Source organism: Pseudoduganella danionis (assembly GCF_009720775.1).
GTDB lineage: Bacteria > Pseudomonadota > Gammaproteobacteria > Burkholderiales > Burkholderiaceae_D > Rugamonas > Rugamonas danionis.
This window is the reverse complement of the sequence record NZ_WNKW01000003.1, coordinates 67,099-82,722: the sequence shown is the minus strand read 5'-3', so window position 1 is coordinate 82,722 and position 15,624 is coordinate 67,099. Positions and strand designations below refer to the sequence as shown.

Below are 15,624 nucleotides of genomic sequence, written 5' to 3'. Positions count from 1 at the left end.
CATGAACAACGCGCGCTACGCCATCGGTATCGACCTTGGCACCACGCACAGCGCCCTGTCCTATGTCGACCTGCAAGCCAGCGATGGCGAAAAGACCCAGCAATCCGTGCTGGCCATTCCGCAGGTAACGGCACCGGGTACGGTAGAAGAGCTGCCGCTGCTGCCCTCCTTCCTGTATCTGCCCCATGCGGAAGAACTGGCTGCTGGCGACACTACCCTGCCATGGGTAGCGCCAGCCCATGAACAGCACAGCGTGGCCGGTGAAATGGCACGCAGCCGCGGCGCCACCACGCCTATCCGCCTCGTCTCGAGTGCCAAGAGCTGGCTGTGCCACGCCGGTGTGGACCGCCGTGCCGCCATCCTGCCCAACGACGCGCCGGAAGAAGTACAACGTGTGTCGCCACTGGAAGCCTCTACGCGCTACCTGTCGCACCTGCGTCAGGCTTGGGAACAGGTCCACCCCGAAGCGCCGTTCGGCGAACAGGCCGTGACCGTCACCATCCCCGCTTCGTTCGATCCGGGTGCGCGCGAACTGACGGCCGACGCCGCCCGCGCGGCCGGCTACACCAACCTCACCCTGCTGGAAGAACCACAGGCCGCGCTGTATAGCTGGATACAGGGCAGCGAAGGCCGCTGGCGCAAGGAAGTCAAACCGGGCGACATCATCCTCGTCGTAGACGTGGGCGGCGGCACCAGCGACTTCTCGCTGATCGCCGTACTGGAACGCGACGGCGTACTGGAACCGCACCGCATCGCTGTGGGCGACCACATACTGCTGGGTGGCGACAACATGGATCTGGCGCTGGCCCATCTGGTGGCGCGCAAACTGGCCGCCAACGGCACCCAGCTCGACGCATGGCAAATGCGCGCACTCACCTATGGCTGCCGCAGCGCCAAGGAAAAGCTGCTGGCCGATGCCAGCGTGGAGAGCTACCCCATCGTCGTACCTAGCCGTGGTTCCAAGCTGATCGGCGGTTCGATCCGCACCGAACTCACGCGCGCCGAAGTCACCACCTTCATCCTCGATGGTTTCTTCCCGCAGGTGGAAGCCTCGGCCCGCCCAGCCGTGCGTACCCGCGCCGGCCTGACCCAGCTTGGCCTGCCGTATGCGCAGGATGCCGGTATCACGCGCCACCTGGCCGCTTTCCTCGCACGCCAGCTGGGTGCCACAAGCGAGCTGCAAGGCTATGCCGGCAAGCAGCCTGCGCAAGCCAGCTTCCTGCACCCGACCGCCGTGCTGTTCAACGGCGGCGTATTCAAGTCGGACCTGCTGGCCCAGCGCGTAATGGCCACCATCAACGACTGGCTGTACATGGAAGGCGCCGAGCCGGCGCGCATGCTGGCCGGTGCCGATCTCGATCTGGCCGTGGCCCGTGGCGCGGCCTACTACAGCTATGTGCGACGCGGCGCCGGTGTGCGTATCCGTGGCGGCACGGCGCGTTCCTACTACGTCGCCATCGAATCAGCCATGCCGGCCATCCCCGGCATGGAGCCGCCGATCCAGGCGCTGTGCGTGGCGCCGTTCGGCATGGAAGAAGGCAGCGAAGTGGAACTGCCCGATCAGGAATTCGGCCTCGTCGTGGGCGAGCCTGTGCAGTTCCGCTTCTTCGGTTCTTCGGTACGCCGTCAGGACCAGATCGGCACTCTGCTGGACTTCTGGGCGCCAGATGAACTGCTGGAACTCAACGAGATACAGGCCAATCTGTCGCCGGAAGGCCGTCAGGCCGGCGAAGTGGTGCAGGTGCGCCTGCATGCCATGGCCACCGAATCGGGCACGCTGGAACTGCTGGCCGTGGCCAGTGATGGCCAGCGCTGGAAAGTCGAATTCGACGTCCGCTCGGGAGCCTCCGGCGCAGCATGATGTCAGCCACCCAGCCAGCCATCGTCAGCATCGATCTGGGCACCACCAACACGGTGCTGGCGTATGCCTTGGCGGGCAGCAGCGAAATCCGGCTGTTCGAAATCGAACAGCTGACTGCCGCCGGTGAAATCGGCAGCGCCACGCTGCTGCCCTCACTGCGCTACCATCCGGCGCAGGGCGAGCTGGCTGACTGCGCACTGCAACTGCCATGGTCCGCACCGGATGTGGCAGGTCTGGAACAGGTAGTCATCGGCAAGCTGGCGCGCCAGCTCGGCGCGCAGGTGCCGGGCCGTGTGGTGGCCAGTGCCAAAAGCTGGCTGTCGCACCCGCAGGTCGACCGCACGGCCGCCATCCTGCCTTGGGGCGCCGAGGCCGATGTTGCCAAAGTATCGCCGGTGGCGGCCAGCGCTTCCTATCTGGCGCACCTGCGCAGTGCATGGAATACCCGCCATCCCGGGCTGCCGCTGGAACAGCAGCAGCTCGTGCTCACCATCCCTGCCTCGTTCGACGAAGCGGCCCGCGCGCTGACCCTGCAGGCTGCCAAACTGGCCGGCCTGCCGCAACTGCGCTTGCTGGAAGAGCCGCAGGCCGCGTTCTACGACTGGCTCTACCGCCAGCGCGCCAGCCTCGCCGGCGAACTGGCGAATACCCGTCTGGTACTGGTGGCCGATGTGGGCGGCGGCACTACCGACTTCAGCCTGATGAAGGTGGCGCTGCAAGACGGCCAGCCCGTGATCGAACGCATAGGTGTGGGCAATCACCTGATCCTAGGCGGCGACAATATGGATCTGGCGCTGGCTCATCTGGTTGAAAGCCGTCTTGCCAACACTGATGGCACGACGGCACGCCTCTCGGCCAGCCGGCTGGCGCAACTGGCCGAACGCTGCCGCGCTGCAAAGGAAATCCTGCTGGCCGACGATGCGCCCGAGCAGGTGAGCGTCACGCTGCTGGGCAGCGGCTCCAAGCTGATCGGCGGCAGCCGTTCGGCCCAGCTTACCCGCGCCGAAGTGCAGGCGCTGGTGGTCGATGGCTTCTTCCCCATGAATCCCGAGCGTGAAGCAGCACGGCGCGGCCGTGCCGCGCTGACCGAATTCGGCCTGCCTTATGCCAGCGATGCAGCCATCACGCGCCATCTGGCCGGCTTCCTGCGCCAGCACGCTGCTGCGGCACGCGCGGCGCTGGGGCTGGCGCCGGACGACAACAGCATCCCCGTACCGGACACCCTGCTGCTCAACGGCGGCGTGTTCCGCGCCCCGGCACTGGCGCAGCGACTGGAACAGGTGCTGGTCGCATGGCGCGGCCAGCCTTTGACGCTGCTCCACAACGATAATCCCGATGTCGCCGTTGCGCGCGGTGGCGTGGCCTATGCGCTCGGTCAGGCCGGACAGGCGCCCGTCATCGGCGGCGGTTCGGCGCGCAGCTACTACCTGCTGCTGGACGACGGCAGCCGTGCCGACCAGCCGCGCCGCGCCATCTGCCTGCTACCACAGGGCAGTCCCGAAAACAGCGAAGTGCTGCTGACGGAGCGCAGCTTTGCACTGCGCCTGGGGCGCCCTGTGCGCTTCCACCTTGCTGCCAGCAGCGGCACGGAACACGTTCCGCAAGCCGGCGAACTGGTACAGCTAGCGGCGGACGAGTATGTGGCCCTGCCGCCCATCGCCACCGTGCTGCGCGATGAACAGACTGACACGCGCAAGGAAATCGTCGTACGGCTGGCCACGACGCTGAGTGAAGTAGGCACGCTGGAAATGCACTGTGTGGCACTGGACGGCGCCCAGCGCTGGCTGCTGGAATTCCAGTTGCGCGATGAAGGCGCCAGCATCGATGCGGACGACAGTGCCGCAGCGGCGGAAGCGCCCATGCCCGCCGGCTATGCTGCCGCCATGGAGCGTATAGATCGCATCTTCGGCAGTCGCGCCCAGCAGGTTGAACTGAAAGAGGTGCGCCAGCTACGCGCTCAACTGGAACAGCTGCTGGGTAGCCGCGAAAGCTGGCCCACCGCCCTGCTGCGCCGTCTGTTCGACGCCCTGCTGGAACGCGCCAAAGGCCGCCGCCGTTCAGCCGAGCATGAACGCGTCTGGCTCAACCTGAGCGGCTACTGTCTGCGCCCCGGCTTTGGCGCACCGCTCGACGGGTGGCGTATCGAACAGCTATGGGCCATGTTTGACACGGGCATCCAGTACCACAAGGATGCGCAAGCCTGTGCCGAGTGGTGGACCCTGTGGCGCCGCGTGGCCGGTGGCCTCGATGTGCCGATGCAGTTGCGCGTACTCGATGATTTTGCTTTCAACGTGCAGGCCGACGAAGCCGAGCGCGGGCGCCGCCCTGTCACGCTGGTCAACGGCAGCGAGGAAGACATGCTGCGCCTGGGCGCCTCGCTGGAACGCATACCGGGCAATTACAAGGCCGAAATCGGCGCATGGATGATGAACCGCCTGCAAGCCATGGGGCGCAGCGCCGCCAAGCGTGCCGTCATCGGCAGCCGGGTTGCCAGCCAGGATGCCGCCAAGGCGGAAGCCGTGATGGCTCGCTTCCTGTGGGGCCTGAGCCGCGTCGGTGCGCGCCAGCCCTTCCACGGCAGCGCGCACGATGTGGTGGATACTGCCATCGTCACTGAATGGCTGGCACAGATACAGCAGCTAGACTGGAAAAAGCTGGAAGCCGCCGCCTATGCTGCCGCCCATCTGGCCCGCATGACGGGCGACCGCACGCGCGATATTGATGACACACTGCGCACCGAAATCCTGCGCCGCCTGAGCGGCATCGGTGCGCCCGCCAGCTGGAGCGCCATGGTACGCGAAGTGGTGCAGCTCGATCAGGCCGATGAAAAGCGCATGCTGGGCGATGCCTTGCCGCCCGGCCTGAAGTTAATTGTCTGATCGTGGCGGCAAGGGCGGCATAAACGCCGCCTGCTGCGCGACGAATCCGTCGAAGGAGGCAATCAGTCCATCATAGCGCTGCGCTGCCTGCTCCAGCTGCGCCAACGCATACACGGTAGCCTCCAGCGTGGAAAGCTGGTCCGGCAGATGAGCTTTGCGGATCAGATAATGCGAAGGCGGCGTGGCCTTCAGGGGCAGGCGCGGCAGACTTTGCAGCGCAGGGTTCAGATACAGCATCTTGCGGCTTTTGCGCCACGTGCCATCCAGTACGATCAGACGTAGCTGCTGCGGTTCCTGCAGCCATGCGGGATCGAGTGGCTGTGCGCTCGCCATGCCCAGCGACTGCTCGCCCGGCATTTCCGGATACAGCAGGATATTGCGGCGCGGGCCGGCCAGCAGTTGTTCCAGCTGCGCCGCCTCGAACTGTTCACCCACCACCAGCTGGCTAGGCGACAAACTCAGATGCAGCAAACGCGCGCTGCCTTTGGCCTGATGTACTTCCAGCGGATGCTGCAGGATCAGCACTTCCACTTGCGAAGTATGAGGAGATATCCACTGACAGATACAGCTGCGCTGCGGACGCAGGCAGTGCGGGCACTGGCTGCGGGCAGGCTGCGCGGCGATGGGGCGCGCCGCATCGCCGCTACGGGTATGCATAAGCCGCTATCTTACTGCAAGCGCAAGCTCGGTGTGCGCTGCTGGTGCGTACGCTGTTGCGAAACGTCGAGTTTAAACACGGCCACCAGCTCATTGAGTTTGCCGGATTGTTCCTGCAGTGATTCGGCGGCCGCTGCGGCCTGCTCCACCAGCGCTGCATTCTGCTGCGTCACCTGATCCATCTGGGTAATCGCATCATTCACCTGCGCGATGCCCAGACTCTGCTCTTCGCTGGCATTGCTAATCTGGCTCATGATGCTGGTGACCTTGCCTATGCTATCGACGATCTCGTGCATGGTGGAACCGGCCTTATCGACGAGCTCGGAACCGAGGGCCACATTCTGTACCGAGTCATCGATAAGGATCTTGATATCCTTGGCCGCTGCCGCCGAGCGCTGCGCCAGCGTGCGGACTTCCGACGCCACCACGGCAAAGCCGCGTCCCTGTTCACCCGCACGTGCTGCTTCCACGGCCGCATTCAGTGCCAGAATGTTGGTCTGGAATGCGATGCCGTCGATCACCGAGATAATGTCGACTATCTTGCGCGACGATTCATTGATCGCGCCCATGGTATGCACCACCTCACCCACCACCGCACCGCCACGGCTGGCGATCTCGGAGGCCACATTGGCCAACTGGTTGGCTTCGCGTGCATGTTCGGCATTGAAGCGCACGGTCGATGTCAGCTGCTCCATCGACGATGCCGTCTCCTCCAGCGAACTGGCCTGCTGCTCGGTGCGTGACGACAGATCGAGATTGCCATGAGCGATTTCGCTCGACGCAGTGGCGATCAGTTCTGTGCCATTGCGCACCTGCCCGACGATGTTGACCAGATTACCGTTCATGGTCTTCAGCGCGTGCATCAGTTTGCCCGCCTCGTCTTCGCTTTGCACCACGATGTCGCTAGTCAGATCACCCGAGGACACCGTCTCCGCTACTTTCACAGCGTAGTTGATCGGCCCTGTAATCGACTGAGATATCCACCATGCGGCCGTCACGCCGAGCACGATAGCGGCGATGCCCAGCGTGATCAGCAGCATGCGGCCGCTGGTGTACTGGCTCTTGATTTCGGTGGCTGCCTCATCGAGTTCTTCACTCTGGCGGTCGGCGAATTTTTTCAGCGCATCCAGATAGACTGTGCGGCTGCGCGTCATCTCGGTTTCATGCAGTTTCTTCGCGCCTTCCAGATCGCCGCCAGCCTTGGCGGCAAACACGGCTTTGCGTATATCCGTATAGGTTTTACGGGCGACCAGCAACTGATCGAACAGTGTCTTCAGTTCCGCATCATCGATATTCTTGCCGATTTCGTCCTGTATCTTGGTGGCTGCTTCCGACGAAGCGGCCATCAGCCCTTCCAGCGTCTTCTGGTCAGCCGGATCAGTGGCCATCACGGCCCCCATAGTACGGGCCGCATTCACTTCGATGATCTTGCCCCAATCAGCAATCATGCGCTCATCGCGGATACGCACATTGATCATCTCTTCTGTCAAAGCACTGGCATTACTGAGCCGCAGCAGGCCCACCACCGTCATCGCCACCAGCAGCAACAGCACCAGCGCGAAACCGATCCCCAGACGTGTCCCGATCTTAAAATTATTCATAAGTGCCTCACCGAAATAATCTGTGTTCAAATCCTAGCATTATTTCTTGGCAACTTCGAATGATTTCGTTATCCCGTGCTAGCCACTCCCAACATGGTTTCTAACTGGGCTAGCTGGCTGCCATCCTTGACCACCTCCCGCAGCCAGCCATGCAAAGGCATCTCGCCCCAGCTTGCAGCCTTTTCCGCCAGATAGGCTACCGGGCTATGGGGCTCGGCTAGACGAAAATACGCCGCCACACGACGCAAGTCACCCAGCGCCTGCTGACGGTTGCGTATCGGCCCACCGTCACCTACTTGCATTCCAGTAGTCGTTGTTTCTGGTACAAGCGGCACCAGCGTGACTGCCTCCTCCTGCGCCAACACTTCCATTGTCTGTACACTTTCGTGCGCTGCAGCAAAGCTCGGTCCTTCGCTACCGAGGCGCCGGTCGCTAACCTGTTCCAGCTGCTGCAGCATGGCCGCGCAATAGTCGGCATCGCTGCGCGGCACCGGGCCATGCTCCCGCTGCCATACGCACATGAGCGCCGGGATACGGCTCACCAGCCAGCGCAGATTGCCTATGCGCTCATCAAAATCGCCATCGTCCGCAAGCGGATACAACCCATCCCAGAACTGCTCGCACAAACCTGCCAGCACGGCCAGGCCATCGCCCAGTCCACGTGGCCCCTGCGTCTGGGCCAGCGCTTCGGCCAGCCACACCGCCAGCCGCATATCCTTGCTACGCGTTTCAATCAATACGGCGCAGCGGCCGGCTACCAGCGGCCAGTCGGCCTGCCTCAGAGTCGTCACCCAAACGCCCTGATCCAGCGCTGGATCATCTTCCATCCGCGCACGGGCAATCTGGTCCATGTCGTTGCTATAGGTCAGATCGTCGCCGCAGCGACGCTCTTCGCTAACAGGCTGTAATAGCTGGGAGATATTCAACATACGCGCCCTCACTTTATTTGAAGGTATATTTGAACTGCCCCTGTCGGTTGATACCGACCTTGATACGCTCTATCGCAACAGCCTCGCTTATGCGCTGCAAAATGGCACCGGCAATTTCCGGCAGCAGCGTGCCATTGAGGATGTGGTCCACGTTGCGGGCGCCCGCATCCACCTCGGTGCAGCGCTGCAGCACGGCCTCGATGACAGCAGGTTCGTAGCTGAATTCGGCACCGTGCTGCTCCTGCAGGCGGCGTGCAATCTGCCCAAGTTTCAAGGCGATGATTTGCGCCAGCACGTGGTCGGCAATCGGATAGAACGGAACTACTTTCAGGCGGCCGATAAAGGCTGGCTTGAAGTGACGTACCAGATGCGGCAGCAGCAGTTGTTCCAGTTGCGCCATCGCTGGTGCAGTCTGGTTCAGGCAGGCCTGCATGACGGCTGCCGAACCCAGATTGGAGGTTGCGATGATGATGCAGTTGCGGAAGTCGATTTCGCGTCCTTCTGCATCTTCCATCACACCTTTGTCGAACACCTGATAGAACAACTCGATCACGTCGGCGTGGGCTTTTTCGATTTCATCGAGCAGCACCACGCTGTAGGGATTGCGTCGCACGGCTTCGGTTAGCACGCCGCCCTGTCCGTAGCCGACATAGCCGGGCGGAGCGCCTTTCAGACCAGCCACGCTATGGCTTTCCTGATACTCGCTCATATTGATGGTGATGAGTTTGCGTTCGCCACCGTACAGCAGATCGGCCAGCGCCAGCGCTGTCTCGGTCTTGCCGACGCCGGAGGGGCCGGCAAACAGAAACACACCCTGCGGCTTGACCGGATCATCGAGCCGTGCGCGGGCCGTACGCACGCGCTGCGCCACCGCTGCCATCGCACCGGACTGGCCCAGCACGCGCTGCTCCAGCGCTTGCTGCAAGTGCAGCACGGTGCGCAGCTCATCCTGCACCATGCGTCCCAGCGGTATGCCGGTCCAGCCCGAAATGATGGCAGCAACGGCAGCACCGTCCACCTCCAACGGCACCAGCGGCGCATCCCCTTGCAGTTGCTGCAGTTCGGCGCGCAGACGGGCAGCTTCGTCGGTGCTGCTGGCACCGCGGCCATTCTCCGGGCCTGCATCGCCAGCCCGCACACGCAACAGCGCCGCCACCAGCGCCTGCTCCTGCTGCCAGCGCAGTGCCAGCGCGTCTGCCTCCGTCTGCAAGGCTGCCAGTTGCTGTTCCAGTCTGGCGATGCGGCTGGAACAGCAACTGGCCGCCACCTCGACGTCGGCGCGCGCTGCCGCCAGCTCGGCCACACAGCGTTCTATCTCCGCCCACACATCTTCCAGCCGGGCAGGTGCCACGCTTTGGGCCAGCGCCACGCGTGCGCAGGCGGTATCGAGCACACTGACTGCCTTATCCGGCAACTGCCGGCCGATGATGTAGCGATGCGACAGACGCACAGCTTCCGTCACCGCCTCGTCGCGCACACGCACGCCAAAATGCTGCTCCATCAGCGGCGACATGGCGCGCAGCATGGCAGTTGCCACCGTTTCGTCCGGCTCTTCCACTTTGACCACCTGAAAGCGGCGTGCTAGTGCAGCATCCTTTTCGAAGTATTTTTTATACTCGCCCCAAGTCGTCGCGGCTATCGTCCGCAATTCGCCGCGCGCCAGCGCCGGCTTGAGCAGGTTGGCAGCGTCATTCTGCCCCGCCGCGCCACCCGCGCCTATCATGGTGTGGGCTTCATCGATGAACAGGATGATGCCGTGCGGGCTGGCTTTGACTTCATCGATCACGTTTTGCAAACGGCTTTCGAACTCGCCTTTCACACTGGCTCCGGCCTGCAGCAAGCCCAGATCCAGCGTATGGATAGCGACTTTGCGCAAGACTTCGGGCACCGCACCGGCCACAATGCGCAGCGCCAGACCTTCCACTACCGCCGTCTTGCCCACGCCTGCATCGCCCGTCAGGATGGGATTATTCTGGCGTCGCCGCATCAGGATATCGATCAGCTGGCGGATCTCCTTCTCGCGCCCGATCACCGGATCAAGCTGCCCAGCGCCTGCCTGTCCGGTCAGGCAGACGGTGTATTGCGCGAGTGCTGGTGTGGGCTGGCATGGCACTGCGCTCGCCGCTACTGATGCAGCGTCGCGGTCAGGCTGGGGCGGCACACTATCCGCTACTTGCGCCTCCTCCGAGCCCTGCGTGTAGCGTTCCAGCTGGTGCTTGATTTCATGGATGGGCAACCGTGCGAACAAGGGTGAAGCCCGCTGCGCCAACTGGGCCAGCTGGCTATCCGTGAGCAAGGCCACCAGCATATGGCCACTACGGATCGAGCCTGTCTGCGTTATGGCCAGCGAAGCGATCATCCACGCATGCTCGAGCAGACGTAGCAAGTCGGCCGAGAATACCGGTGTGCGGGTGCTGCCAGCCTTGAGCTGACTGATCGTCGCTTGCAGGTTGGCCATCAGCGCTTCGCTGCTGATGTCGGCGCGCTGCAGGATCAGGCATACATCACTGCGTGGCTGTTCCAGCAAGGCCAGCATCAGATGCTCGACCTCCACTTCGAACTGCCCCATCCCAACGCAGATGCCGGCCGCCCGGTTGAAGGCCTGACGGGTGGCGGGATTGAGCTTGCTGACCAGCGTCTTCAGATTGAATTCCATGCTTGCGTCTCCGATTGCTTAGACGATGGATAGGCTGGCCGGCTGGCCCGAAAGGTGGGCCGCAGCAAAGCCAGCCCGGCTTCGCTGCGGTTGCTGGCTAAACGATGCGATTGGCCGACAGATCCCAGCCGCCGGAAGTATTGCCACCGGCGCCGCCGCCTATCTTCTGCTGGGTGTACTTCCATTTCACCTTGGAGAATTTGAGTGCCACTTCTTCCGACAGAATGTCACCTTCATCCACGGCCGGCGAGACCGCGCCGATCAGCACATTTTCCAGTTCGATTTCAAAATATTTGACACGCTCGCCCTGCCCGTCCGCACGCATGAATTCCAGCCGCGCCTTGGGTATCGTACGGCCGGCAGCACAGGTCTGCAGCAGTACCGGCGTGGCCAGATCGGCCAGCTTGGAGATCACGATGTCGCGGTGTTCGCAGCGCTCTGCCGTGTGGCCGCCGCCGGTGGACGCGGTGGCCGACTTGGGCTGCTCCACGCCGAAGCTGACCGAACGGCATTCGATCCAGTCCTTGTGGCGATCGTCGCTCGATTCGCCTTTTATCCCGTCAATGCTCAGATAGACATCAATTGCCATGGCACGCTCCGTTTTCAGGTTGGGGGAAGAATCACTTACTGGTCGATTGCGGCAGCTCCGCGACCAGACGGAGAGAGACCGATAATTCATCGAGCTGGAAATGCGGCCGCAGGAAGGAGACGGCGCGATACACGCCGGGCCGGCCGGCCACTTCATGTACCTGCACCGAGGCTTCGCGCAGCGGGAACTGGGCCTTCTGTTCCTGGCTGGCGCCATCGTCGAGCAGCACGTATTTCATCAGCCAGCGATTCAGGTAATCCTCGACATTCGACGCGGCAGCAAAGCTGCCGATTTTGTCGCGCATCATGGCCTTCATATAGTGCGCAATGCGCGAGACGGCAAAGATGTATTGCAGCTGCGAGGACAGCACGGCATTCGCATTGGCCGCATCGGAGCTATAGCGCCTGGCCTTCTGCGCGGATTGCGCGCCGAAGAAAGCGGCATAGGCCGTGTTCTTGCAATGCACCAGCGAGATGAAACCCAGATCGCTAAGCTCTTTTTCGCGCCGGTCGGTAATCGCCACTTCGGTCGGGCACTTCAGTGCCACCTCGCCCTGATCCGTCTTGAAAGTATGGGTGGGCAGATCGTCCACCAGCCCGCCCCCTTCTACCCCGCGTATGGCGGCACACCAGCCGAAGTCGTCGAATGCCTGCGTCAGGCGCGCGCCGAAAGCATAGGCTGCGTTACACCACAGGTATTTCTGGTGGTCGCTGCCATCCACTTCCTCGACAAAGCTGAAGCCTTCCACGGTGGTGCCATCGAGCGGGTTGTAAGGCAGCCGACCGAGAAAACGGGGCAACGTCAGGCCCACGTAGCGGGCATCTTCCGATTCGCGGAAGGCCTTCCACTTGGCGTATTCCACCGTGTCGAATACTTTGGCCAGATCGCGCGGGCGGGCCAGATCGCCATAACTTTCCAGCCCGAACAGCTCGGGAGAGGCCGCCGTGATAAACGGCGCATGGGCCGCTGCCGCCACATGCGACATCTGCTCGATGAAATACATATCTTCGGGCTGGCGGCTGATTTCGAAGTCGCCGATCAGCGCACCATACGGCGCGCCGCCGAACGTGCCGAATTCTTCTTCGTAGACTTTGCGGAACATGGCGCTCTGATCGAATTCCAGCGCACTCTGAAAGTCCTTGACCAGCTCGCGCTTGCTGGCATTCAGCATGCGCACCTTGACGCCCTGCCCCGAGCTGGCGTTCCCGACCAGATAATACAGGCCAGTCCAGCTCTGCTCGAGTTTCTTGAAGGCCGGCGCATGCATGATCGCGCTGACCTGACTGGAAATCAGCTGGTCGATTTCGGCCAGCCGCGCATCGATGGTGGCCGACAGATTATTCGACACCACCACGGTGCCCGCGAGTACCTGCTGCACCAGTTCCGCAATGATGTCCTTGGCGCGCTGATGCTCCGCGCCCGACTGGGCTACCTTGCTCTGCTCCACGATCTGGTCGAGCAGGCTGACGGCTTGCGCCAGATTCTCACTCGGCTCCGCTGCTTGCGCTACTGCTAGCTGGGCTGGCATGGTCGTCATCTCACTTCCCCTGTGGTTGCACCAAGCTTTGCAGCTTGTCGGTGTTGTTCAGCACGTCGCTCAGCAGATCTTCCAGCTTGTCGTTACCGGCCAGCTTGTTGCGCAGATCGGCCAGCTTGTTGCGTGCCTCCAGCAACTGGCTTAGCGGCTCAACCTGCCGTACCACCGACTCGGGACGGAAATCTGCCATAGCCTTGAAGCGCAGATCAACGCGAAAACTGCTGTCGTCACCGGCCAACTGATTCGGCACAGCGAATTCCGCGGCCGGTTCAATCGCGGCGAGTACTTCATCGAAGTTGCCGCTATCGATGCTGACGAACTGCCGGTCCTTGAACCGTCTGGCTTCCTGCGCCGAATTGCCGCCAAAGTCGCCCACAACGCCCAGCACGAAGGGCAGCTCCTTGTTTTCGATCGCGTCACCGATTTCCACGTCATAGGTCATCTGCACTCTCGGTGGCCTGACCTTGGTCAGGCGCTTCTGCACGCTGTCGCGATTTGCCATAACAACCTCCTGTGTATGATCACTGCGATGGATTATTTCAAGCCGCTAAAAGGATCAGTATTGCTGTTCTGGGTCGCGGACTTGGCTGCGGGCGGGCTAGACGTGGCCTTGCGTACGGGCGCGCCACCCACGACCGTTTTGCGCGCAGCTGTGCCGCCTGCCGGCACCAGCACTTCCTCGCCCAAACTTGCGCGCAGCAGCTTGGCCAGATCGCTGGCTTCCGAACGCAGCGAGCCGTTCAGATTATTCTGCTGGCTCAGATCGGCCAGCGCCTTGGTCGACAGGCGCAGACCGCTGACGGCCACGATGCTGTTACCCAGCTTGTCGGCCGGATCGCGCTGCAAGGCTTCCTGCGCATACGTGATCGCTTCGCCATAGCTGGCGCGGTCGAACTTGAGCTGGGCCAGACGCAGCCACGGAGTTTTATCGGCCGGATAGGCTGCGCCCGCGCTTTTTAGCAGCTCCAGCGCCTGCTCGTTGCGGCCCGCAGCCAACGCCGTATCAGCCTCCGCCATGCTGCGCTCCAGCGTGGCAGCCTGCAGTTTTTCACTACGCACCATCGCACCATCCGTCACGCAGGCCGATAGCAGCGCGGCCATCGTCAGCAGTGGCAGTCCTTTATGCAAGATAGACATGAAGCACTCCTTTCGCGTCATCAGACAGGAAGGAAGCCATTATTCATGAATGCCCAGATGAACTATTGCGCGGGCGCAAGTAGATGCTCATACGAAAATTGATTGCGTAGCCACAAGCCACTGGCTGCCGGAATGGACTTTAATACTGCAGGCAACGGCCGCTTGCTCCCCCCAATTACCCCGCTGGAGGCTACCGCATGAACGCCCAGATCGAACGCCGAGCCATCCCCACGCTGATGGGGGGACAGCGCCGCCAGCAGCAGCCCGGCTATGGGCATATCCAGACGCTGGTGGACTTGCTGGGCGATGGCTTTTACTTGCTGTTCATGCTGAAGAACGGCAGCACGCCGCCCGAGCAGACCCAGTTCTTCAACAGCATCACGGCACTACTCGCCGACTTCGACCGCGATGCCGCCAAACTGCGCGCCACCAGCGCCGACATCGAGGCAGCCAAATACGCGTTTTGTGCAGCGCTGGACGAAATCATCCTGTCATCGAATTTCAGCTTGCGCACGGCGTGGGAACGCCGCCCTTTGCAGCTAGCGATCTTTGGCGACCAACTGGCAGGCGAACACTTTTTTGACCGGCTGGAAGTGCTGCGCTCGGGCGGCGCAGCGCGGCTGGCGGCCTTGCAGGTATTCCAGATGTGCCTGTTAATCGGCTTCAAGGGCCGCTACGCGCTCGAACCGCAGGACAAACTGGCCTACCTGATCGCCCGTCTGGGCGAGGAAATCGCCGGCATGCAGGGCAAGAGCAAAGGCTTTGCGCCGCAGGCACAGCGCCCCGACCAGATCGTCAACAAGCTGCGCAGCCACACGCCCGTGTGGGCCGCCTGCGCCATCTTTGCGCTGGTAGCACTGGGCACCTATGGCTGGCTATCCTCGGCCCTGAAGCACAGCACGCAGGACACGCTGGCCGGCTACCATGAGCTGATCAAGCTGGCCCCGCGCCCGGCCTACGTGACCATTACCCTGCCCTAGCTAAGGCAGGACACGGAATTCGATACGGCGGTTGCGCGCGCGCCCGTCAGCGCTGGTATTTTCGGCTACTGGATGGTCCGGCCCCTGACCGGAGACCTGTATCTGCGCTGGGGCGATGCCCTTTTCGCCCAGATACCGACGCACGGCTTCGGCCCGCGCCAGGCTCAAAGCCAGATTGCTCTCGCGCGCGCCGACATTATCGGTGTGGCCTATTACCGCGACTTTTTTGCCATTGACCTTGAGCAGCGCGGCAGCCATTTCATCAAGTATGCGCTTACCTGACGGCGCCAGCGCCGCCTTGCCGCTTTCGAATTCGATGATGCGGCGCGCCAGCGTTTCATCGAGCAGTGTCTGTTCCGCCGCGCTCACGCGCAGGCCATTGCTGACCGTGTAGGTGGAATTCAGGCTGGTCGCCATCTCACTGGCCAGTTGCTGCCGCTGCGCTTCGTTCGCCACCTCGCCCCGCACGCTGACCCGATTGCCATCCACCTTCAGTTCGCCCTTGCTGATCAGTTTCAGATTAGGCTGTATCAGTTTCAGCAGATAAGTGTTCCAGCCAGCCGGCATGGAAACGGCAGCGATGCTGAGCTGGTCCACCACGCGCTCTGCGCCATACAGTTCGCGCAGGCGTGCCATCAACGCAGCTTTGCTGGCTTCGTCCGGCAGCGCGCCCTGCACCACAATCTGCCCCGCTACGGGCGCAGTGCTGGCAGGCGTTTGCGCATGCAGCGGCACGGCCACCAACAGCGCGGCGCCCAGCAGCATGGCGCTAAGGCGTATCAGCATGATGGACTCCCT

12 protein-coding genes are annotated in these 15,624 nt (G+C 62.5%); 3 read left to right on the top strand and 9 right to left on the bottom strand.

Annotation, left to right across the window (positions count from 1 at the left end):
• Position 1: 1 nt before the first annotated feature.
• Together GM655_RS11945 and GM655_RS11940 are read left to right on the top strand one after the other, a co-directional pair.
• Positions 2-1,861, top strand: a complete 1,860-nt coding sequence (locus GM655_RS11945; protein WP_155435333.1) for an Hsp70 family protein — start codon at positions 2-4, stop codon at positions 1,859-1,861.
• On the top strand, positions 1,861-4,740 hold the full coding sequence (locus GM655_RS11940; RefSeq protein ID WP_371866820.1) for an Hsp70 family protein: 2,880 nt from the start codon (positions 1,861-1,863) through the stop codon (positions 4,738-4,740). Before GM655_RS11945 ends, GM655_RS11940 begins: the two co-directional genes overlap by 1 nt.
• Here the strand turns inward: GM655_RS11940 and GM655_RS11935 are convergent.
• The 8 genes from GM655_RS11935 to GM655_RS11900 all read right to left on the bottom strand — a co-directional run bounded on the left by GM655_RS11935 (position 4,729) and on the right by GM655_RS11900 (position 13,846).
• Positions 4,729-5,397 carry a tRNA-uridine aminocarboxypropyltransferase gene (locus GM655_RS11935; RefSeq protein ID WP_155434921.1) on the bottom strand — a complete coding sequence of 223 codons (669 nt, stop codon included), beginning with the start codon at positions 5,395-5,397 and terminating at the stop codon, positions 4,729-4,731. The two genes, GM655_RS11940 and GM655_RS11935, sit on opposite strands and share 12 nt — an antisense overlap.
• A gap of 11 nt (positions 5,398-5,408) precedes the next feature.
• Positions 5,409-6,998, bottom strand: coding sequence for a methyl-accepting chemotaxis protein (locus GM655_RS11930; RefSeq protein ID WP_155434920.1), 1,590 nt, complete (start codon positions 6,996-6,998; stop codon positions 5,409-5,411).
• 68 nt (positions 6,999-7,066) lie between these two features.
• Positions 7,067-7,927, bottom strand: a complete 861-nt coding sequence (gene tssA, locus GM655_RS11925; protein WP_155434919.1) for a type VI secretion system protein TssA — start codon at positions 7,925-7,927, stop codon at positions 7,067-7,069.
• 13 nt (positions 7,928-7,940) lie between these two features.
• Entirely contained in the window at positions 7,941-10,583 is a 2,643-nt protein-coding gene (tssH, locus tag GM655_RS11920; protein ID WP_155434918.1) for a type VI secretion system ATPase TssH, read from the bottom strand.
• Between the two features lie 97 nt (positions 10,584-10,680).
• The gene (locus GM655_RS11915; protein ID WP_155434917.1) at positions 10,681-11,172 is read right to left on the bottom strand and encodes an Hcp family type VI secretion system effector; all 492 of its coding nucleotides are present in this window, start codon (positions 11,170-11,172) and stop codon (positions 10,681-10,683) included.
• A 31-nt stretch (positions 11,173-11,203) separates the two neighbouring features.
• Positions 11,204-12,700: a type VI secretion system contractile sheath large subunit gene (tssC, locus tag GM655_RS11910; RefSeq protein ID WP_155435332.1), complete on the bottom strand. Its 1,497-nt coding sequence runs from the start codon at positions 12,698-12,700 to the stop codon at positions 11,204-11,206.
• A gap of 10 nt (positions 12,701-12,710) precedes the next feature.
• Complete coding sequence (tssB, locus tag GM655_RS11905; protein WP_155434916.1) at positions 12,711-13,211, bottom strand: type VI secretion system contractile sheath small subunit; 501 nt, start codon at positions 13,209-13,211, stop codon at positions 12,711-12,713.
• 32 nt (positions 13,212-13,243) lie between these two features.
• A complete protein-coding gene (locus tag GM655_RS11900; protein ID WP_155434915.1) occupies positions 13,244-13,846 on the bottom strand; it encodes a tetratricopeptide repeat protein in 603 nt (200 codons plus the stop codon).
• A gap of 197 nt (positions 13,847-14,043) precedes the next feature.
• Here GM655_RS11900 and icmH point away from each other — a divergent pair, with 197 nt between their 5' ends.
• Positions 14,044-14,826: a type IVB secretion system protein IcmH/DotU gene (icmH, locus tag GM655_RS11895; RefSeq protein WP_155434914.1), complete on the top strand. Its 783-nt coding sequence runs from the start codon at positions 14,044-14,046 to the stop codon at positions 14,824-14,826.
• Here icmH and GM655_RS11890 read toward each other — a convergent pair whose 3' ends face one another.
• Positions 14,827-15,612, bottom strand: a complete 786-nt coding sequence (locus tag GM655_RS11890; protein ID WP_155434913.1) for an OmpA family protein — start codon at positions 15,610-15,612, stop codon at positions 14,827-14,829. It lies immediately after the preceding gene.
• Between the last annotated feature and the right edge of the window lie 12 nt (positions 15,613-15,624).

Coding starts and splice junctions, on each gene's coding strand:
- GM655_RS11945 (WP_155435333.1), top strand. CDS start 2: ATGAACAACGCGCGCTACGCCATCGGTATCGACCTTGGCACCACGCAC.
- GM655_RS11940 (WP_371866820.1), top strand. CDS start 1,861: ATGTCAGCCACCCAGCCAGCCATCGTCAGCATCGATCTGGGCACCACC.
- GM655_RS11935 (WP_155434921.1), bottom strand. CDS start 5,397: ATGCATACCCGTAGCGGCGATGCGGCGCGCCCCATCGCCGCGCAGCCT.
- GM655_RS11930 (WP_155434920.1), bottom strand. CDS start 6,998: ATGAATAATTTTAAGATCGGGACACGTCTGGGGATCGGTTTCGCGCTG.
- tssA (WP_155434919.1), bottom strand. CDS start 7,927: ATGTTGAATATCTCCCAGCTATTACAGCCTGTTAGCGAAGAGCGTCGC.
- tssH (WP_155434918.1), bottom strand. CDS start 10,583: ATGGAATTCAATCTGAAGACGCTGGTCAGCAAGCTCAATCCCGCCACC.
- GM655_RS11915 (WP_155434917.1), bottom strand. CDS start 11,172: ATGGCAATTGATGTCTATCTGAGCATTGACGGGATAAAAGGCGAATCG.
- tssC (WP_155435332.1), bottom strand. CDS start 12,700: ATGCCAGCCCAGCTAGCAGTAGCGCAAGCAGCGGAGCCGAGTGAGAAT.
- tssB (WP_155434916.1), bottom strand. CDS start 13,211: ATGGCAAATCGCGACAGCGTGCAGAAGCGCCTGACCAAGGTCAGGCCA.
- GM655_RS11900 (WP_155434915.1), bottom strand. CDS start 13,846: ATGTCTATCTTGCATAAAGGACTGCCACTGCTGACGATGGCCGCGCTG.
- icmH (WP_155434914.1), top strand. CDS start 14,044: ATGAACGCCCAGATCGAACGCCGAGCCATCCCCACGCTGATGGGGGGA.
- GM655_RS11890 (WP_155434913.1), bottom strand. CDS start 15,612: ATGCTGATACGCCTTAGCGCCATGCTGCTGGGCGCCGCGCTGTTGGTG.